General features: G+C 71.0%; 14 protein-coding genes and 1 pseudogene. 10 read left to right on the top strand and 5 right to left on the bottom strand.

Features of this window, described 5'->3' with window-relative positions; genetic code table 11:
* Positions 1 to 8: 8 nt before the first annotated feature.
* Positions 9 to 2,234 carry an SF1B family DNA helicase RecD2 gene (recD2, locus tag IF17_RS0108755; protein ID WP_030563859.1) on the top strand — a complete coding sequence of 742 codons (2,226 nt, stop codon included), beginning with the start codon at positions 9 to 11 and terminating at the stop codon, positions 2,232 to 2,234.
* A gap of 214 nt (positions 2,235 to 2,448) precedes the next feature.
* Entirely contained in the window at positions 2,449 to 3,738 is a 1,290-nt protein-coding gene (locus IF17_RS0108750; protein WP_018511343.1) for a citrate synthase, read from the top strand.
* Between the two features lie 528 nt (positions 3,739 to 4,266).
* On the opposite strand, the pseudogene IF17_RS1000000140110 reads toward IF17_RS0108750, so the two are convergent.
* From IF17_RS1000000140110 to IF17_RS0108735, 3 genes and pseudogenes are all read right to left on the bottom strand, one after another.
* Positions 4,267 to 6,194, bottom strand: a pseudogene (locus tag IF17_RS1000000140110) (heavy metal translocating P-type ATPase).
* A gap of 92 nt (positions 6,195 to 6,286) precedes the next feature.
* Positions 6,287 to 6,613, bottom strand: coding sequence for a heavy-metal-associated domain-containing protein (locus IF17_RS0108740; RefSeq protein ID WP_030563856.1), 327 nt, complete (start codon positions 6,611 to 6,613; stop codon positions 6,287 to 6,289).
* Between the two features lie 139 nt (positions 6,614 to 6,752).
* Complete coding sequence (locus tag IF17_RS0108735) at positions 6,753 to 7,490, bottom strand: TetR/AcrR family transcriptional regulator (RefSeq protein ID WP_030563854.1); 738 nt, start codon at positions 7,488 to 7,490, stop codon at positions 6,753 to 6,755.
* 157 nt (positions 7,491 to 7,647) lie between these two features.
* Here IF17_RS0108735 and IF17_RS0108730 point away from each other — a divergent pair, with 157 nt between their 5' ends.
* Positions 7,648 to 9,963 (top strand): MMPL family transporter, encoded by a 2,316-nt coding sequence (locus IF17_RS0108730; protein WP_051883927.1) that lies wholly within the window; start codon positions 7,648 to 7,650, stop codon positions 9,961 to 9,963.
* Positions 9,964 to 10,046: 83 nt separating this feature from the next.
* Here the strand turns inward: IF17_RS0108730 and IF17_RS0108725 are convergent, their stop codons facing one another.
* Positions 10,047 to 10,238: a helix-turn-helix transcriptional regulator gene (locus tag IF17_RS0108725; RefSeq protein ID WP_030563850.1), complete on the bottom strand. Its 192-nt coding sequence runs from the start codon at positions 10,236 to 10,238 to the stop codon at positions 10,047 to 10,049.
* A 243-nt stretch (positions 10,239 to 10,481) separates the two neighbouring features.
* On the opposite strand from IF17_RS0108725, the gene IF17_RS0108720 reads away from it, so the two are divergent.
* Positions 10,482 to 11,012, top strand: a complete 531-nt coding sequence (locus IF17_RS0108720) for a DinB family protein (protein ID WP_030563848.1) — start codon at positions 10,482 to 10,484, stop codon at positions 11,010 to 11,012.
* Positions 11,013 to 11,020: 8 nt separating this feature from the next.
* On the opposite strand, the gene IF17_RS0108715 is transcribed toward IF17_RS0108720, so the two are convergent.
* Positions 11,021 to 11,935 carry a sugar phosphate isomerase/epimerase family protein gene (locus IF17_RS0108715; RefSeq protein ID WP_030563846.1) on the bottom strand — a complete coding sequence of 305 codons (915 nt, stop codon included), beginning with the start codon at positions 11,933 to 11,935 and terminating at the stop codon, positions 11,021 to 11,023.
* A 179-nt stretch (positions 11,936 to 12,114) separates the two neighbouring features.
* Here IF17_RS0108715 and iolC point away from each other — a divergent pair, with 179 nt between their 5' ends.
* From iolC to IF17_RS0108685, 6 genes are all read left to right on the top strand, one after another.
* A complete protein-coding gene (gene iolC / locus IF17_RS0108710) occupies positions 12,115 to 13,149 on the top strand; it encodes a 5-dehydro-2-deoxygluconokinase (RefSeq protein ID WP_030563844.1) in 1,035 nt (344 codons plus the stop codon).
* On the top strand, positions 13,146 to 14,069 hold the full coding sequence (locus IF17_RS0108705) for a Cgl0159 family (beta/alpha)8-fold protein (RefSeq protein ID WP_030563842.1): 924 nt from the start codon (positions 13,146 to 13,148) through the stop codon (positions 14,067 to 14,069). Before iolC ends, IF17_RS0108705 begins: the two co-directional genes overlap by 4 nt.
* A gap of 17 nt (positions 14,070 to 14,086) precedes the next feature.
* Positions 14,087 to 15,043, top strand: a complete 957-nt coding sequence (gene iolB, locus IF17_RS0108700) for a 5-deoxy-glucuronate isomerase (protein WP_030563840.1) — start codon at positions 14,087 to 14,089, stop codon at positions 15,041 to 15,043.
* Positions 15,040 to 17,028 carry a 3D-(3,5/4)-trihydroxycyclohexane-1,2-dione acylhydrolase (decyclizing) gene (gene iolD / locus IF17_RS0108695; protein ID WP_030563838.1) on the top strand — a complete coding sequence of 663 codons (1,989 nt, stop codon included), beginning with the start codon at positions 15,040 to 15,042 and terminating at the stop codon, positions 17,026 to 17,028. Before iolB ends, iolD begins: the two co-directional genes overlap by 4 nt.
* Before the next feature lie 41 nt (positions 17,029 to 17,069).
* Positions 17,070 to 18,572, top strand: coding sequence for a CoA-acylating methylmalonate-semialdehyde dehydrogenase (mmsA, locus tag IF17_RS0108690; protein WP_030563836.1), 1,503 nt, complete (start codon positions 17,070 to 17,072; stop codon positions 18,570 to 18,572).
* Positions 18,573 to 18,682: 110 nt separating this feature from the next.
* Positions 18,683 to 19,288 carry a DUF4291 domain-containing protein gene (locus IF17_RS0108685; RefSeq protein WP_030563834.1) on the top strand — a complete coding sequence of 202 codons (606 nt, stop codon included), beginning with the start codon at positions 18,683 to 18,685 and terminating at the stop codon, positions 19,286 to 19,288.
* The last annotated feature ends 180 nt before the right edge of the window (positions 19,289 to 19,468 follow it).

Raw genomic sequence — 19,468 nt, 5'->3', positions numbered from 1 at the left:
GTCGGGTCATGTCCAACATGGCCGTCATCGAAGGGGTCCTGGAGAGGATCACGTACGCCAACGAGGAGAACGGGTACACGGTCGCCCGCGTCGACACCGGGCGCGGGGCCGGGGATCTCCTCACGGTGGTCGGTGCGCTGCTCGGTGCGCAGGTCGGCGAGTCGCTGCGGATGGAGGGCCGTTGGGGCTCGCACTCGCAGTACGGCAAGCAGTTCACCGTGGAGAACTACACCACCGTGCTGCCCGCCACCATCCAGGGCATCCGCCGCTATCTCGGCTCCGGGCTGATCAAGGGCATCGGGCCGGTGATGGCCGACCGGATCACCACCCACTTCGGCGTCGACACCCTCGACATCATCGAGAACGCGCCGAAGCGGCTCGTCGAGGTCCCCGGCCTCGGCCCCAAGCGCACGAAGATGATCGCGGTCGCGTGGGAGGAACAGAAGGCGATCAAGGAGGTCATGGTCTTCCTCCAGGGCGTCGGCGTCTCCACCTCCATCGCCGTCCGCATCTACAAGAAGTACGAGGACGCCTCGATCTCCGTCGTCAAGAACCAGCCCTACCGGCTGGCCGCCGACGTCTGGGGCATCGGCTTCCTCACCGCCGACAAGATCGCCCAGGCGGTCGGTATCCCGCACGACAGCCCCGAGCGGGTCAAGGCCGGTCTGCAGTACGCCCTCTCCCAGTCCTCCGACCAGGGGCACTGCTACCTCCCCGAGGAGCGGCTCATCGCGGACGGGGTCAAGCTCCTCCAGGTCGACACGGGCCTCGTCATCGAGTGCCTGGCCGAGCTGGCGGCCGATCCGGAGGGGGTCGTACGGGAGAAGGTGCCGTCGCCGGAGGGGGGTGAGCCGATCACCGCGGTCTACCTCGTGCCGTTCCACCGGGCCGAGCTGTCCCTCGCCGGGCAGGTGCGGCGGCTGCTGCGGACCGGGGAGGACCGGATGCCGGCCTTCCAGGACGTGGACTGGGAGAAGGCGCTGGCCTGGCTCGCGACGCGTACGGGGGCGTCGTTGGCGCCCGAGCAGGAGGAGGCCGTACGGCTCGCGCTCAGCCGGAAGGTGGCCGTCCTGACCGGTGGGCCCGGCTGCGGGAAGTCGTTCACCGTACGGTCCATCGTCGAGCTGGCCCGGGCCAAGCGGGCGAAGGTGGTGCTGGCCGCGCCCACGGGGCGGGCTGCCAAGCGGCTGGCCGAGCTGACGGGGGCCGAGGCCTCCACCGTGCACCGGCTGCTGGAGCTGAAGCCGGGCGGGGACGCCGCGTACGACCGGGACCGTCCGCTGGACGCGGATCTGGTCGTCGTGGACGAGGCCTCGATGCTCGATCTGCTGCTCGCCAACAAGCTCGTGAAGGCGGTGGCACCCGGTGCCCACCTCCTCCTCGTGGGCGATGTCGACCAGCTGCCCTCGGTCGGGGCGGGGGAGGTGCTCAGCGACCTGCTCGCGGAGGGCAGCCCCGTCCCCGCCGTCCGGCTCACCCGGATCTTCCGGCAGGCCCAGCAGTCGGGGGTGGTCACCAACGCCCACCGGATCAACGCCGGGCAGCCGCCGCTCACCGAAGGGCTGAGCGACTTCTTCCTCTTCGTGGAGGACGAGACGGCGGACGCGGGCAAGCTGGCGGTGGATGTGGCGGCCCGCCGCATTCCGGCCAAGTTCGGTCTCGATCCGCGCCGCGACGTGCAGGTTCTCGCGCCGATGCACCGGGGGCCGGCGGGTGCGGGCGAGCTGAACGGGCTGCTCCAGCAGTCCATCACCCCCGGCCGCCCCGACCTCCCCGAGAAGCGGTTCGGCGGCCGCGTCTTCCGGGTCGGCGACAAGGTCACCCAGATCCGCAACAACTACGACAAGGGCGAGAACGGCGTCTTCAACGGCACGGTCGGCGTCGTCACCGGCCTTGACCTGGACGAACAGCGGCTCACCGTCCGCACCGACGAGGACGAGGAGATCGGGTACGACTTCGACGAGCTGGACGAGCTGGCCCACGCGTACGCCATGACGATCCACCGCTCCCAGGGCAGCGAGTATCCGGCGGTCGTCATCCCCGTCACCAACAGCGCCTGGATGATGCTCCAGCGCAACCTGCTCTACACGGCCGTGACGCGCGCCAAGAAGCTCGTCGTCCTCGTCGGGTCCCGTAAGGCGATCGGCCAGGCCGTCCGCACGGTTTCCGCAGGCAGACGGTGTACGGCACTGGATTTCCGGCTCCGGGGCGGCTCAGGAGAAGACTTCTCGTGACCCCCGCACAAAAATGATCGATCAAATCGGTGGGAAACATCACGGAGGTCTTCCGGAACCGCAGTCAAGGGGGCAGGATGAGTAAGTTGGCGGCACTCAGTGCCGCCAGTAGGTCCAATGGACGACCCCGAGTGCACTCTCCTGAGCCGAATGGGGGAGGGTGGAGACAGTCAGGGCACCTCGAAGAAGAGGCACTACGTCGGTGAGGGATGACGTGAGCGACAACTCTGTAGTACTGCGGTACGGCGATGACGAGTACACCTACCCGGTGATCGACAGCACCGTCGGCGACAAGGGCTTCGACATCGGGAAGCTCCGGGCCAATACCGGCCTGGTGACGCTGGACAGCGGATACGGCAACACCGCCGCCTATAAATCCGCCATCACGTACCTCGACGGTGAACAGGGCATTCTGCGCTACCGCGGATACCCCATCGAGCAGCTCGCCGAGCGCTCGTCGTTCCTCGAGGTCGCGTACACGCTGATCAACGGCGACCTTCCGAAGGTCGACGAGCTGGCGACCTTCAAGAACGAGATCACCCAGCACACGCTGCTGCACGAGGACGTCAAGCGGTTCTTCGACGGCTTCCCGCGTGACGCCCACCCGATGGCCATGCTGTCCTCGGTCGTCAGCGCCCTGTCCACGTTCTACCAGGACAGCCACAACCCGTTCGACGAGGAGCAGCGCCACCTCTCGACGATCCGCCTGCTGGCGAAGCTGCCGACGATCGCGGCGTACGCGTACAAGAAGTCGATCGGGCACCCCTTCGTCTACCCGCGCAACGACCTCGGGTACGTCGAGAACTTCCTGCGCATGACCTTCTCGGTCCCCGCCCAGGAGTACGAGCTGGACCCGGTCGTCGTCTCGGCGCTGGACAAGCTGCTCATCCTGCACGCGGACCACGAGCAGAACTGTTCGACCTCCACCGTGCGTCTGGTCGGCTCCTCGCAGGCGAACATGTTCGCCTCGATCTCCGCCGGCATCTCGGCGCTGTGGGGCCCCCTGCACGGTGGCGCCAACCAGTCGGTGCTGGAGATGCTGGAAGGCATCCAGGCCAACGGCGGCGATGTCGACTCCTTCATCCGCAAGGTGAAGAACAAGGAGGACGGCGTCCGCCTGATGGGCTTCGGCCACCGGGTGTACAAGTCGTTCGACCCGCGCGCCAAGATCATCAAGGCTGCCGCGCACGACGTGCTGTCCGCGCTCGGCAAGTCCGACGAGCTGCTCGACATCGCGCTCAAGCTGGAGGAGCACGCGCTCTCCGACGAGTACTTCGTCTCGCGCAACCTCTACCCCAACGTGGACTTCTACACCGGTCTGATCTACCGGGCCATGGGCTTCCCGACCGAGATGTTCACCGTGCTCTTCGCGCTCGGCCGCCTTCCGGGCTGGATCGCGCAGTGGCACGAGATGATCAAGGAGCCGGGTTCGCGCATCGGCCGCCCGCGCCAGATCTACACCGGCGAGGTCCTCCGCGACTTCGTCCCGGTCGAGGGTCGCTGACCCCGCCTCGTACCGCCCTGTAGTACCCCGGCCTCTTCGGCCGACTGCCTTCGCCCCGCGTACCGCGCTTCGCACAGAGCGCGGTGTCCGGGGCGATTCGGCGTTACGAGGCCGTGGTGGCCGTGGTCACCGTGTGGTGGTCGTGGTGGGTCGAGCCGGGGGCGGAGGGCCGTCCTGGGCGCCCCTGAACGCGAGAAACGCCCTGCCGCCGATCCCCCCACGGGTCGACGGTCAGGGCGCTTCCCATATCCCGGAGCGGATTCCCCCCACGGGATCCGGCCGGGCGTCTGAAGGGAGCCGAAGCTCCCGTTGTTGTGCCGTGCTGCGCTCTGCCGGGGTACGTACGCACGGGAGGGCCGCTCAAAGCTCCCCGGTGCACGTGCCCCGGCTCAACGCTTGCCACAGGAGCGTCCCCCAAGACACTCCATCGGACGTCCCCCAAGACATCCTTGGCATCGCACTCTAAGACTCATGAACCCACCGGATGGTTACCCTGAGAACGGTGTGATCTAAATCTCTTTGTGGAAGTTACGTGAAGGCACGCAACCGAAGGCTGTTCGTGACGACGAACACGGACGAAAACGCCATGGCGGCTCCCGCGATCATAGGGTTGAGCAGGCCACTTGCAGCCAGGGGCAGTGCCGCGACGTTGTACCCGAAGGCCCAGAAGAGGTTGCCCCTGATGGTGGAAAGAGTACGCCTGGAAAGGCGGATTGCGTCAGCGGTCACCTTGAGATCTCCACGAACCAACGTGAGGTCGCTCGCCTCGATCGCCGCATCCGTCCCGGTACCCATCGCCAGCCCCAGATCTGCCGTGGCCAGAGCCGCCGCGTCGTTGACCCCGTCGCCGACCATCGCGACGCTCCGGCCCTCCGCCTGAAGGCGCTTGACGACGTCCACCTTCTCCTCGGGGAGCACCTCGGCATGGACCTCGTCGATGCCCACCTCGCGGGCCACGGCCTCGGCCACCGCCCGGTTGTCGCCGGTCAGGAGGGCGGGCCGCAGCCCCAGGGCCCGTAGCTGGGCCACAGCGGTCGCGCTGCCGTCCTTCACGGCGTCGGCCACCCCGAGCACGCCCCGGGCCGCCCCGTCCCAGGCGACGGCCACCGCTGTACGTCCCTGCTCCCCGGCCTCCGTCAGGGCTGCGGCCAGTTCGGGAGGGAGGGCGATGCCCGCGTCGGCGAGGAGGCGGGGGCGGCCGACGAGGACGGTGTGGCCGTCGACGACGCCCTGGACGCCGAGTCCGGGGATGTTGGTGAAGTCCTCGGGGGTGGGGAGGGTGGATCCGTCGCCGAGGCGTTCGGTTGCGCCTGCCGCTACCGCCTGGGCGATGGGGTGTTCGGAGGAGTGTTCCAGGGCGCCGGCCAGTCGCAGGACGTCGTTCTCGTCCCGTCCGGTGCCGACCATGAGGGCGGTGGGGGTGGCGAGGCCGAGGGCGCAGGGGCAGGCGATGATCAGGACTGCGACGGCTGCGCGCCGGTCAGCATCGACGCGTCGACGGCCGAGCTGCCCTCGACGACCTTCCCGTCCGTCGCGATCTTCTCCCCGGGGCGGACCACGAAGCGGTCCCCGATGACGAGCCGGTCGGCCGGGACGCGTACCTCCGTACCGCCTCTGAGGACGGCGACGTCCTTGGCGCCCAGGTGCATCAGCGCCCGCAGCGCGGCGCCGGACCTCCGCTTCGCGCGGGCCTCCAGGTAGCGGCCCAGCAGGATGAAGGTGATGACCCCGGCCGCCACCTCCAGGTAGATGGTGGAGCTCGCGTCGGCGCGCGAGACGGTGAGGTCGAACCCGTGCCGCATGCCCGGCATCCCCGCGTCGCCGAGGAACAGGGCCCACAGCGACCAGCCGAAGGCGGCGAGGGTGCCCATCGAGACGAGGGTGTCCATGGTGGCCGCGCCGTGCCGGAGATTGGTCCAGGTGGCGCGGTGGAAGGGGAGGCCGCCCCAGATGACGACGGGGGCGGCGAGGGTCAGGGAGAGCCACTGCCAGGAGTCGAACTGGAGCGCCGGGACCATGGCGAGCAGGACGACGGGGACGCTGAGGACGGCGGAGACGACGACCCGCTGCCGGAGGGCGGCGAGGGAGGCGGCCTGTTCCGCTTCGGCGGCGTCGGTTGATGTGGCGGGCGCGTCGGATGGGGCGGGTGCCGGGTCCGGGTCCGGTTCCTGCTCCGGTTCGGGCTTCGGTTCCGGTTCCTGCTTCGGGGGTGCGAGGGGGCGTGCCGTGTAGCCGGTCCGCTCGACCGTCGCGACGAGGTCCGACAGTTCCAGGCCCTCCGCGAACGTCACGCGAGCCTTTTCGGTCGCGTAGTTCACCGTGGCGGTGACGCCGTCCATCCGGTTGAGCTTCTTCTCGACGCGGGCGGCGCACGAGGCGCACGTCATCCCGCCGATCATGAGCTCGGCCTCGGAGGCGTCCGCGGCCGGGGTCCCGGCTGCTGCTGTGCTGGCCATGTCCGAACTCCTGGGTAACGCAGGTCGGGCCGTACCTCACCAGTATCTGCTGGCGGGCCGGCCCGACGGGGAGAAGGTGGTGCGGCGGGCGCTCAGGCGGCCCGGCCGACGAGCTCGTAACCGGCCTCGTCGACGGCGGCGCGGACGGCGTCCTCGGCCAGCGGGGCCTTGGAGGAGACGGTGACGCGGCCGGTGGCGGCGACGGCCTCGACGGACGTCACGCCGCCGAGCGCGGAGATCTCCTCCGACACGGCGCCTTCGCAGTGGCCGCAGGTCATGCCCTTCACCTCGTACACGGTGGTGACCGAGTCCGTCGGCTCGATCTGCACGTCGGCGGCGCCGCCACCGTGGCAGGAACCGCTGGGCGAGCAGCAGGAGCCGGTGGACTGGGTGGTGGTGGGCTCGGTCTCGGCGGTCATGACGTTCTCCTCTTCGGCGTACGAGTGTGGCGCGGGGGGCCACAGGGGTGCCCGGGGCGCCTCGCTCACTCCATAATATACCCCTAGGGGGTATGGATGAGATGCGGGCGCGCACGGCGCGTCGACCCGGGTTCCGGCTCTAGGGGGTGTGGTCCTGGCGGGCGTGCGGGGCCAGGTGGGGAGAGTCGTCGCCGATCAGGGGGTCCAGGTAGCGGTACATGGCCGCCTTCATCTCCCGGATGTAGGCCTCGCGCTCCTCGCCCTCGTGGGCCATGACCAGGTCGAGTCCGGCCTTGAACACCATGAAGGCCATCTCGGCGACCCGGTGGAGCTGGGCGGCGGGGACGTCCGGGAGGTAGTCGGCGAGGATCCCTTCGACCCGGCTCAGCATGGTGGTGTGCAGGGTGTCGTGCTCCTCGGTGATCCGGCCGGGGATCTCCGAGCCGTGCATCAGCACGAAGAACGCCGGGTTCTCGCAGTTGAACGCGATCAGCGGGTCGAGGACGGCGTCCAGCATCCGGTCGAGCGGCAGTTCGAGGTGGGTCTGGTCGAAGGCGGCGCCGTACGTGTCGCGCCAGCGGTGGAGCAGCTGGTCGCCGAGTTCGACGGCGATGGCCTCCTTGTTCGGGAAGAACTGGTACAGCGTGCCCGGGGAGACGCCGGCCTCGCGGGCGATGGCGTTGGTGCTGGACGCGGTGTAGCCGCTGGTGCAGAAGACGCTGGCCGCGGCCTGGAGCAGCTGGGCGATACGCGCCTCGCCGCGGGCCTGGCGGCGGCGCGGGCGTGGCGCCTCCGCGCTGCCGCCGGGCCCGTCGGTGGTGGGTTTCTCGGCTGCGCCGTCCCCTGCGGCGCCCTTCTTGGCTCTGGCCTCCGGCACGGCGATCCCCAGCTTTCGTGATGCGTTTGACAAACGCGAGTGTTCGCTCGCATTCTTGTGAAACGCGAGCGACTACTCGTGTTTGCCAGTGTAAGTGGCAACGACTGACCCATGCTGCCCTGTGCCGCCCGGGTCTCGGTGAAGGGGACACCGCACCATGTCCGAAGTCAACGGTCCACCCGGCACGGCCGGGCCGTCCGGTTCACCCGGTCCGCAGCGCATCGGAGGCTGGACCCGGTTCGTCACCGCCAGGCCGCGGATCGCCCTGCTGGCCGCCCTGGTGATCACTGCTCTGGCCGTGTTCGCCGGGAGCGGTGTGGCCGACCGGATGGGCAGTGGTGGCTGGCAGGCCCCCGACGCCGAGTCGTCCTACGCCACCGAGGCGCTGGAGCGGGAGTTCCCCGCCTCGCAGCCCAACCTGCTTCTGCTGGTGGACAGCGGTACCGCCTCCGTCGACGATCCGGCGGTGGCCGCCGAGGCCGCACGGCTCACCGAGCGGCTCGCCGCCGAGCAGGGCATATCGGGGGTCACCTCGTACTGGCAGACCAAGGCGCCCGCCCTGCGCGCCGAGGACGGCCGGGAAGCGCTCATCGCGGCCCGGATAGGGGGCGACGAGACGGAGGCGGGGGAGACGCTCGAACGGATCGCTCCCGCGTTCGCCGGGGAGAGCGGCCCGGTGAAGGTGTCGGTCGGCGGGCCCGTCGCCGTCCAGCACGAGATGCAGACGATCATCCAGGAGGACCTGCTGCGGGCCGAGCTCATCGCCCTGCCGGTGACGCTGATCCTGCTGGTCATGGTCTTCGGCAGTGCGATCGCCGCCATGCTGCCGCTCCTCGTCGGCATCGTCGCGATCCTCGGCACCAACGCCGTGCTGCGCGGACTGACCGAGTTCACCGACGTCTCGGTCTTCGCCATGAACCTCACCACGGCCCTCGGCCTCGGACTGGCCATCGACTACGCCCTGTTCATCGTCCGCCGCTTCCGTGAGGAGCTGGACGCCGGGGCCGACACCCGGACGGCGGTCGGCACCACACTGCGCACGGCCGGACGCACGGTGCTCTTCTCCGCGCTGACGGTCGCCGTGTCCCTGTCGGCGATGCTCGTCTTCCCGCAGTACTTCCTGCGGTCCTTCGCCTACGCCGGGATCGCCGTGGTCCTGCTGGCCGCGGCCGCCGCACTGATCCTGCTGCCCGCCGCGCTCATGCTGCTGGGCCCCCGGGTCAACGCGCTGGACCTGCGTCGGCTGCTGCGCCGCAGAAAGAAGACGGCAGCCCCTGCCGGGGAGTCCGGCAGGGGGTGGGCGCGCTTCGCCGAGCTGGTGATGCGCCGGGCGCCGGTCTTCGCCATCGTCACCACGGTGGGCCTCGTCCTCCTCGGACTGCCCTTCCTCGGCGTCAAGTTCGGTACGGCGGACGACCGCCAGCTGCCCGCCGGTGCCGAGTCCCGGGTGGTCCAGGAGCACATACGGGACGGCTTCCCCGGCAGCCCGAGCGGCGGCCTGGAGATGCTGGTCGAGGGGGAGGGGACGCCGGCGGCGTACGCGGCCCTGAAGGACCGGATCGAGAAGGTCCCGGGCGTGGAGCGCGTCGAGGGCCCGGTCACGGCGGACTCGGCCGCGTACTTCAGCGTGCTGCCGGAGGGCGAGGCGGTCGGGGAGGAGACCCAGCAGCTCGTACGGGATCTGCGCGCGATGCCCGCCGACTCCTTCGACACCTCGGTGACGGGCACGGCGGCGGTCCTGGTCGACTCCAAGGACGCCATCGCGGACCGGCTGCCGTGGGCGATCGCCATCATCGTCGTGGTGACGCTGCTCCTGGTCTTCCTGCTCACCGGCAGCGTGCTCATCCCGATCCAGGCGGTCGTGCTCAACGCCCTCAGCCTGACGGCGATGTTCGGTGCGGTGGTCTGGGTCTTCCAGGACGGGAACCTCTCCGGGATCCTCGCCTTCACCAGTACGGGGGATATCGAGACGACCCTGCCCGTCCTGATGTTCTGCGTGGCCTTCGGCCTCTCCATGGACTACGGGGTCTTCCTGCTCTCCCGTATCAAGGAGGAGTACGACCGGACCGGCGACCACGAACGCTCGGTCACCTTCGGCCTGTCCCGCACCGGCGGCCTGATCACCGCGGCCGCCGTGATCCTCGCGGTCGTGATGGTCGCCATCGGCACCTCACGGGTCACCAACACCAAGATGCTGGGGCTCGGGATCGCCCTCGCCGTCCTGATGGACGCCATGGTGGTCCGCAGCCTGCTGGTCCCCGCCGTGATGAAGCTGACGGGCCACGCCACCTGGTGGGCGCCCAGGCCGCTGCGCGCCTTCCACCAGAGGTTCGGCCTCAGCGAAGGGGAGTCGGCCCCGGCCGGCTCGTCCGGTACGAAGGGTGAGCCGGGCGGCCCGGGGGAGCCCACGACCGAGGGGGAGATACCCGAGGCGGGGAGCCGGGACGGGGAGAAGGTCACCGCAGGGGCGTAGGGGGAGCCCTCGTGTGCGGCCGGCCCCGGAATCCGTTCAGAAACGAGGCCAGTAGTGCCGGTGGGGCCGGCCGGGGGCCGGGGTCAGCGGCCCCGGTTGCGCGGGCGGGAGGCGACCCAGGCGCGGACGGTGTCGCCGTACCAGTAGGGCTTTCCGTTCGTCACCTGGTCGGGCGGGGGGAGAAGGCCGTGTTTGCGATAGGAGCGGACGGTGTCCGGCTGGACCTGGATGTGCGCGGCAATGTCCTTGTAGGACCAGAGTGTTCTGTCCGTCATCCGTGACACCTCTCTGCGCTGCTCTGTTCTGAGGACCGGTTCTGCCCTCGTGATCACGCAGCCTGCGCCCGGTCGAACGACCGCGGACGGCAGGCGGGGTGGGGCTGTGGTGCGCCTGTGACGGAAAACCCGCGTAACGGAGACATGTGTGGCGAAACAGTTACTGGCGTGACAGAAGGGGCGAACAGCAGGCTGTGGTGCGGAAGCCGGGCGATGTCAGACCCGGATGTCACGATGATGACCATGAACATTTCCGAGCGTTCGATGCCCCCGTTGGTCGCCGACGAGCGCACCACCCTGGAGAGTTGGCTCGACTTCTACCGCGCCACCCTCGTCCAGAAGTGCGCGGAGCTGCCTGCGGAGCGGCTCCGCGAGGCGGCCGTGGCGCCCTCGTCGGTCACCCTGCTCGGGCTGGTCCAGCACGCGGCGGCCGTCGAGCGGAACTGGTTCCGTCGGGTCCTCGTGCAGGAGGACGTTCCGCGCCTGTACGCCCCGGCCGACGAGAGCGGGAGCGGAGGCGGCGGCGCAGGCCATGACGGTGGGTTCGAGCTCGCCGACGACGCCACGTACGAGAGCGCGGTGGCGGTGTGGGAAGAGGAGGTGCGGCGGGGCCGGGAGAACTGTGCGGGGCGGAAGCTCGACGACACCAGCCCGTTCATGGGCGGCGAGGTGACGCTGCGGTGGATCTACACGCACATGATCGGCGAGTACGCGCGCCACTGCGGGCACGCCGACCTGATCCGCGAGCGCATCGACGGGCGTACGGGGGTGTGACCCGGCGGTCAGGGCCGTCCGCAGGAGCGCAGGAACTCGCGGGTGCGGCGCGCGATCGGGAGCGGCTTGTCCGGGTCGCACGGGTACATGTCCTGCTCCACGATCGCGAACAGGTCGACGTCCAGGGCGCGCGCCGCGTCCAGGACCGGCTCCAGGGCGGGCACCCCGCCGGGCGGTTCGCACATCACGCCCCGCGCCACGGCCGGGCCGAACGGGACCTCGTCCGCCACCACCGCCGCCAGGATCTCGGGGTCGACCTGCTTGAGGTGGAGGTAGCCGATGCGCTCCCCGTACGTCTCGATGAGCTTGACGCTGTCGCCGCCGCAGTAGGCGTAGTGCCCGGTGTCCAGACAGAGCGAGACCAGGGCGGGATCGGTGGCGTCGAGGAAGCGGCTGACGTTCTCCTCGCTGTCGATGTGGGTGTCCGCGTGCGGGTGGACGACGATGCGGAGCCCGTAGCGCTCCCGGACCTCCCGCCCCAGCCGCTCCGTCTGCGTCGTCAGGTCCCGCCACTGCGCGGGCGTGAGCGTGCGGTCCTCCAGCACCTCGCCCGTCTTGTCGTCACGCCAGAACGAGGGGATGACGACCAGGTGTTCGGCGCCCATGGCCCGGGTCAGCTCGGCGATGTCCGCGACATGCGCCCAGGTCCGGTCCCAGACGTCGGGCCCGTGGTGCAATCCGGTGAAGACGGTGCCGGCGGAGACGGTGAGCCCCCGGCTGCGGGTCTCGTCCGTCAGCCGGGCCGGGTCGGTGGGCAGATAGCCGTACGGACCGAGCTCGATCCACGCGTACCCGGCCTCGGCCACCTCGTCGAGGAAGCGCTGCCAGGGCACCTGCTGCGGGTCGTCCGGGAACCACACCCCCCACGAGTCGGGTGCCGAGCCGATGCGGATGCGGGCCGAAGAGGGTGCGGAGGGGGTCATATCGCCCAGCGTCGCGGCCCGTACGGATGAGTGTCAAGAGTTCGTCCGAATGTCCGGACAAAATGTTGACAGGGTTCCGGGGAGAGGGCTAGACCTGACCTGGGATCAGCCGGCCACCGGTGGGCCGCGCCGGTGAGTCGCGCGCCGGTGGGTCGCGCCGGTAGGTCGAAGGGATGCGTATGCCTGAGCCGTACGACGTGATCACCATGGGGCGGATCGGGGTGGACCTCTATCCCCTGGACATCGGTGTGCCGCTCGCCCGGGTCGAGACGTTCGGCAAGTTCCTCGGCGGCTCCCCGACGAACGTCGCGGTGGCGGCGGCGCGGCTGGGGCGGCGGACGGCGGTGATCACCCGGACCGGCCGGGACGCCTTCGGGGAGTACCTCCACCAGGAGCTCCGGGGCTTCGGGGTGGACGACCGGTGGGTGACGGAGGTCGAGGAGTATCCGACCCCGGTCACCTTCTGCGAGATCTTCCCGCCGGACGACTTCCCCCTCCACTTCTACCGGCAGCCCAAGGCGCCCGATCTGGAGATCCACCCGCCGGAACTCGACCTGGACGCGGTGCGCGACGCCCGGATCTTCTGGATGACCGGGACCGGGCTCAGCGCCGAGCCCAGCCGGGCCGCGACACTGGCGGCGCTCCAAGCCCGTAGCGCGAGTGCCCGTACCGAGAGCCCGGCCCCGGAGTTCCGTACCGCGACCGTGTTCGACCTCGACTGGCGGCCCATGTTCTGGGACGGCGGAGACCACAGCTCGGTGGCGCCCGCCCGCTACCGGGAAGCGCTCGCCCACGCCACCGTCGCCGTCGGCAACATCGACGAGTGCGAGATCGCGACCGGCGAGCGCGAACCGCACGCCGCCGCCCGCGCCCTGCTCGCGGCCGGGGTGGAGCTCGCCGTCGTCAAGCAGGGGCCGAAGGGCGTCCTCGCCGTCCACCGCGACGGCTCCACCGCCGATGTGGAGCCGCTGCCGGTGGAGGTGGTCAACGGGCTCGGCGCCGGGGACGCGTTCGGCGGGGCGCTCTGCCACGGACTGCTCGCCGGCTGGGACATCGCCCGGATCATGCGGTACGCGAACGCCGCCGGGGCCATCGTCGCCTCCCGCATCGCCTGCTCCTCCGCGATGCCCTTCCCGGACGAGGTGGAGCGGGCCCTCGCGGAGGGAGCGGTCACCGAGGCCATCGCCGCCGGGCCCTCCGGAGCGGCCTCATGACCCCCGCCGCAGCCTCCCTCCGCGACCTGGTCCGGCTCCGCGCCGAGCGCCCCGAAGCGGTGGCCGAAGCCGCCGCGCGACGGAAGCGGCGCCCCCTGCTCCGTACCGACGACATCGCCTCGGACCGTGCGCGCCCGCCCCACCCCGGCCGACTCATGATCATCGCCGCCGACCACCCCGCACGCGGCGCCCTCGCCGTCGGGGACCGGGCGCTCGCCATGGCCAACCGGTTCGAGCTGCTGGAGCGGCTCCGCCTCGCCCTCTCCCGCCCCGGCGTCGACGGTGTGCTCGCCTCCGCCGACGTCCTGGACGACCTGCTCCTCCTCGGCGCCCTGGAGGACAAGGTGGTCATGGGCTCCATGAACCGGGGCGGGCTCGCGGGCGCCGCCTTCGAGCTCGACGACCGGTTCACCGGGCACCGCCCCGATGACCTGGTCCGCCACGGGTTCGACGCGGGGAAGCTGTTGCTCCGCATCGACCACGACGACCCCGGCTCCCTGGACACCCTGCACACCGCCGCCCGCACCATCGACGCGATGGCCGCGCACCGGCTGCCGGTCTTCGTCGAACCGTTCCTCTGCCGGCGCGTCGACGGCCGCCTCCGCAACGACCTGGGCGCCGCCGCCGTCGCCACATCCATCGCCATCGCGTCGGGGCTGGCCGGGACCTCCGCGTACACCTGGCTCAAGGTCCCCGTCACCGAGCACCCGGACGACATGGCGCAGGTGATGGAGACCTCCACGCTCCCCGCCGTGCTGCTCGGCGGCGAGGTGGGCGACGACCTGGACGGGGCGTACGGGAAGTGGCGCGAGGCGCTGCGGCTGCCGACCGTACGGGGGCTGGTCGTGGGGCGCTCGCTGCTCTACCCGGTCGACGGGGACGTGGCGGGCGCCGTCGACACCGCTGTATCGCTGCTGTAGCCGGGTAAGGAGTGGCCATGGAAACGCACCACGAGCACCGCACCGGGGCCACCTCGCCCGCCGCGCGCCACCACCTGCCCTCCGGCAGCGCGGGGCGCGGCCCCTATGTCCTGGACGTCGACCCCGAAATGGCCGGATGGGACCGGTCCCATCTCCGCGTTCTGGAGCTGGAGCCGGGCGGAGTTCATACGCTCGTCACCGGGGAGTGCGAATGGATCGTCCTCCCGTTGGCCGGTGGCTGTACGGTGCGTACGGCAGGTGACACCTTTGAACTGCTGGGCCGGGAAAGCGTGTTCAGCGGGGTGAGCGACTTCGCCTACGTGCCGCGCGACGACCGAGCGCAGATCGCCTCCGGCGCAGGAGGCCGCTTCGCCCTGGCAGGAGCGAAGTGCGAGCGACGACTCCCCGCTCGCTACGGCCCCGCGCCGGAGGTACCCGTCGAACTGCGCGGCACCGGCACCTGCTCGCGCCAGGTCAACAACTTCGCCGCCGCCGACACCTTCGACTGCGACCGCCTGATCGCCGTCGAGGTCCTCACGCCCGGCGGCAACTGGTCCTCCTACCCGCCCCACAAGCACGACGAGTACGTGCCGGGCGAGGAGTGCGAGCTGGAGGAGATCTACTACTTCGAGGTGGAGGGCGGCGGCCTCGGCTACCACCGGGTCTCGCCGTCGCGCGAGGGCGGTACGGATGTCCTCGCCGAGGTCGGCAGCGGTGACGCGGTCCTCATCCCCGACGGCTGGCACGGCCCGTCCATCGCCCCGCCCGCCCGCACGCTGTACTACCTGAACGTCATGGCGGGGCCGGGGGAGGAGCGGGCCTGGCTGATCCGCGACCATCCGGGCCACGGATGGATCCGCGACACCTGGCGGGACGAGCCGGTCGACGCCAGACTGCCGCTGTACACGGCGCATCCGCAGACGGCCCGCCCGGACACGGCGCATCCGTCGCCCGGCCCGGAGGTAACAGGTTGAGCCCGACGAGTCCCACGAGCCGCACCGGCCCCCGTAACGAGCCCCCCACCCGCCGCCTGACCACCGCTCAGGCCCTGGTCGCCTTCCTCGCCCGCCAGTACACCGAGCGCGACGGCCGCCGCCACCGCCTGATCAGCGCCACCTGGGGCATCTTCGGCCACGGCAACGTCGCCGGAATCGGCCAGGCGCTTGTGGAGGCGGGCAACGGGAGCAGAAAGCGGAACGGCGACCACAGCGTCACCCGGACCGGGCCCCGCATGCCCTACCTCCAGGGCCGCAACGAACAGGCCATGGTGCACGCGGCCGTGGGATACGCGCGCCAGTCCGGCCGGCTCTCCGCGCACGCCGTGACCACCTCCATCGGCCCGGGCGCCACCAACCTCGTCACCGGCGCCGCCCTCGCCACCATCAACCACCTCCCCGTCCTCCTCCTCCCCGGCGACACCTTCGCGACCCGGCCCGCCGACCCCGTACTCCAGCAGCTCGAAGTCCCGTACGCCGGTGACGTGTCGGTCAACGACTGCCTGCGCCCCGTCTCGCGCTACTTCGACCGGGTCACCCGCCCCGAAGCGCTCATCCCGGCGGCCCTCCAGGCGATGCGGGTCCTGGCCGACCCCGCCGAGACGGGCGCGGTCACGCTCGCCCTGCCGCAGGACGTGCAGGCGGAGGCGTACGACTGGCCGGAGGAGTTCTTCGCCGAGCGGGTCTGGCGGGTCCGCAGGCCGGCGCCCGACACGGCCGAACTGGAAGCGGCGGTACGGGCGGTGCGCTCCGCCCGCCGCCCCCTGATCGTCGCGGGCGGCGGGGTCCGCCACAGCGCGGCCGAGGAGACGTTGGCCGCCTTCACCGCCGCCACCCGCATCCCGGTCGCCTCCACCCAGGCGGGCAAGGGGGCCCTGCGCCACGACCACCCGGCGGACGTGGGCGGCATCGGCCACACCGGCACCGCCACCGCCGACGAGCTGGCCCGCACCGCCGACCTGGTGATCGGCGTCGGCACCCGGTACACGGACTTCACCACCGCGTCCGGCACCCTCTTCGAGAACCCGGCCGTCCGCTTCCTCAACCTCAACATCACCGGCTTCGACGCCCACAAGCTGGCCGCCCTGCCCCTGGTCGCCGACGCCCGCACCGGCCTGGAGGCGCTCACCAGCGCACTCGCCGGACGGGGATACCGGATCGACCCGGCGTACGAGACGGAGTACACCGGCGCGAAGGAGGCGTGGGAGGAACAGGTCGAGGCGTCCTTCACCACCCCCGATCTCACCGCACGCCCCACCCAGACCCAGGTTCTCGGCCTCCTCGACACCCTGGTCACCGAGGAGGACATCCTCATCAACGCCGCCGGTTCGCTCCCCGGTGACCTGCACAAGCTCTGGCGCACCCGCTCCCGCGACCAGTACCACGTCGAGTACGGCTACTCCTGCATGGGCTACGAGATCCCGGCCGCGATCGGCGTCCTCCTCGCCACCGAAGCCCAAGGACATGAGGGCCGCCCCGTCTGGGCCCTGGTCGGCGACGGCACGTACCTGATGAACCCCACCGAGATCGTCACCGCCGTCCAGGAGAACCTCCCCCTCAGACTGCTGATCCTCCAGAACCACGGCTACGCCTCCATCGGAGGTCTCTCCGAGGCGGTCGGCGGCGAGCGCTTCGGCACTGCCTATCGCCACCGCGACCCCGACGGCGGCTTCACCGGCCCGCCGCTCCCCGTCGACCTCGCCGCCAACGCGGCCTCCCTCGGGATGCGGGTCCTGCGCGCCACCACCGTCGACGACCTGCGCAAAGCCCTCGCGGAGGCCCGCAGCGCGGAGGGCCCCACTTGTGTCTACGTCGAGACCGAAACGCCCGACACAGTGTCGGGCCCCCCTCCGGCACAGGCGTGGTGGGATGTTCCTGTGGCCGAAACCGCGAGCCGTCCGGCGGCGGTCACGGCCCGGGAAGAGTACGACCGGCGGGTCGCCGCCCGACGCCACCACCTGTGAGACCGGCCCCCACGCCTGCCTGAAGCCTGAAGGAGTACGTCATGACGAAGACCGTCAACCACTGGATCGGCGGCAAGACAGTGGAGGGCACGTCGGGCAAGTACGGTCCGGTCACGGACCCGGCCACCGGCGCGGTCACGACCCAGGTGGCGCTCGCCTCGGTGGAGGAGGTCGACGCCGCGGTGGCCGCGGCGAAGGCCGCGTACACGACCTGGGGCACCTCCTCCCTCGCCCAGCGCACCGCGGTCCTCTTCCGCTACCGCGCGCTGCTGGACGCCCACCGCGACGACATCGCCGCGCTGATCACCGCCGAGCACGGCAAGGTGCACTCGGACGCGTTGGGCGAGGTCGCCCGCGGTCTGGAGATCGTCGAGCTGGCGTGCGGGATCACCACCCAGCTCAAGGGCGAGCTCTCCACCCAGGTCTCCAACCGGGTCGACGTCTCCTCGATCCGCCAGTCGCTCGGCGTGGTCGCGGGCATCACCCCGTTCAACTTCCCGGCCATGGTGCCGATGTGGATGTTCCCCCTCGCCATCGCGTGCGGCAACACGTTCGTGCTGAAGCCGAGCGAGAAGGACCCGTCGGCCGCCAACCTGCTGGCCGAGCTGGCGGCGGAGGCGGGCCTCCCGGACGGCGTCCTCAACGTCCTGCACGGCGACAAGGTCGCCGTCGACGGCCTGCTCAACCACCCCGACGTGGCCGCCGTCTCCTTCGTCGGCTCCACCCCCATCGCCCGCTACATCCACGCCACGGCCTCCGCCAACGGCAAGCGCGTCCAGGCCCTCGGCGGCGCGAAGAACCACATGCTCGTCCTCCCGGACGCCGACCTGGACGCGGCGGCCGACGCGGCGGTCTCGGCGGCGTACGGCTCCGCCGGTGAGCGCTGCATGGCGATCTCGGCGGTCGTCGCGGTCGGCGCGATCGGTGACGAGCTGGTCGCCAAGATCCGCGAGCGCGCCGAGAAGATCACGATCGGCCCCGGCAACGACCCCGCCTCCGAGATGGGCCCCCTGATCACCGCCGCCCACCGCGACAAGGTCGCCTCGTACGTCACGGGCGCCGCCGCCCAGGGCGCCGAGGTCGTCCTCGACGGCACGGGCCACACGGTGGAGGGCTTCGAGGACGGCCACTGGATCGGCCTCTCCCTCCTGGACAAGGTCTCCACCGACTCCGACGCGTACAAGGACGAGATCTTCGGCCCGGTCCTGTGCGTGCTCCGCGTGGAGACGTACGAGGACGGCATCGCCCTCATGAACGCCTCGCCGTTCGGCAACGGCACCGCGATCTTCACCCGCGACGGCGGCGCGGCCCGCCGCTTCCAGCTGGAGGTCGAGGCCGGCATGGTCGGCGTCAACGTGCCGATCCCGGTCCCGGTGGGCTACCACTCCTTCGGCGGCTGGAAGGACTCCCTCTTCGGGGACCACCACATCTACGGCAACGACGGCGTGCACTTCTACACCCGCGGCAAGGTCGTCACCACCCGCTGGCCGGACCCGGCGGACGCCCCGGCGGGCGTGGACCTGGGCTTCCCGCGCAACCACTGACCCCCTCTCCGCCCGGCAGGCCCCGTCGCACCTCAGTGGTGGCGGCGGGGCCTGCCGCACTCCGAAAAACCAGGTGCCGTCCGGTGGACGCGTCCCGCACCCTGGGACGCATGAACACCCAGCCCCACCCGCCCCGTTACGAGATCCGCGCGCTCCACACCGCCACCACGGTCACCGTCTACCAGGCGTACCGCCCCGCCATCGGGCTCCCCGCCGCGCGCGACGGGCGGTTCCCCGCCGAGTGGAAGCGGGACCGGATGACGTGGATCAAGCCCAGCTTCCTGTGGATGATGTACCGCTGCGGCTGGGGCACCAAGGAGGGCCAGGAGGTCGTGCTCGCCGTCGAGATCGACCGGAGCGGCCTGGAGTGGGCCCTCGCGCACGCCGAACTCTCCCACTACGTACGCGATGTGCACCCGGACCAGGCCGCCTGGAAGCGCGCCCTGCGCACCGCCCCCGCCCGGGTGCAGTGGGACCCCGAGCGTGACCTGGACCTGAACCCGCTGCCGTACCGCTCCCTCCAGCTGGGGCTGAGCGGGGAGGCGTCGCGGCGGTACGCGGACGAGTGGGCCGTCTCCGTACGCGATGTCACCCCGCTCGCCCGCGAGGTGCGCGCGGCGGTGCGTGCGGGGGAGCGGGAGCGGGCCGCCGCCCTGCTGCCGGTGGAGACGCCGCTTGATCTCGCCGCGCCCCGGCCGGTGCCGGCCGGGCTGTAGTCAGGATGTCGGGCTGTAGCCGCGAGCCCGGCGCCCGTCGCGGTCGCTGCGGGCGTTGCGCGGCCAATGTCCGCAATGGCCTTCGGCCGGGATAAGGCCCGTACCGCATCCGGAGTACGGGAAGGGCGCACCGTACCTCTCAGGGAGGCTGCCCACCTCCCCCTGGCGGCAGGCAAGGGG

It is taken from the genome of Streptomyces cyaneofuscatus (genome assembly GCF_000718135.1).
Taxonomy (GTDB): Bacteria; Actinomycetota; Actinomycetes; order Streptomycetales; family Streptomycetaceae; genus Streptomyces; species Streptomyces cyaneofuscatus.
This window is presented reverse-complemented; position numbering and strand designations above follow the sequence as displayed.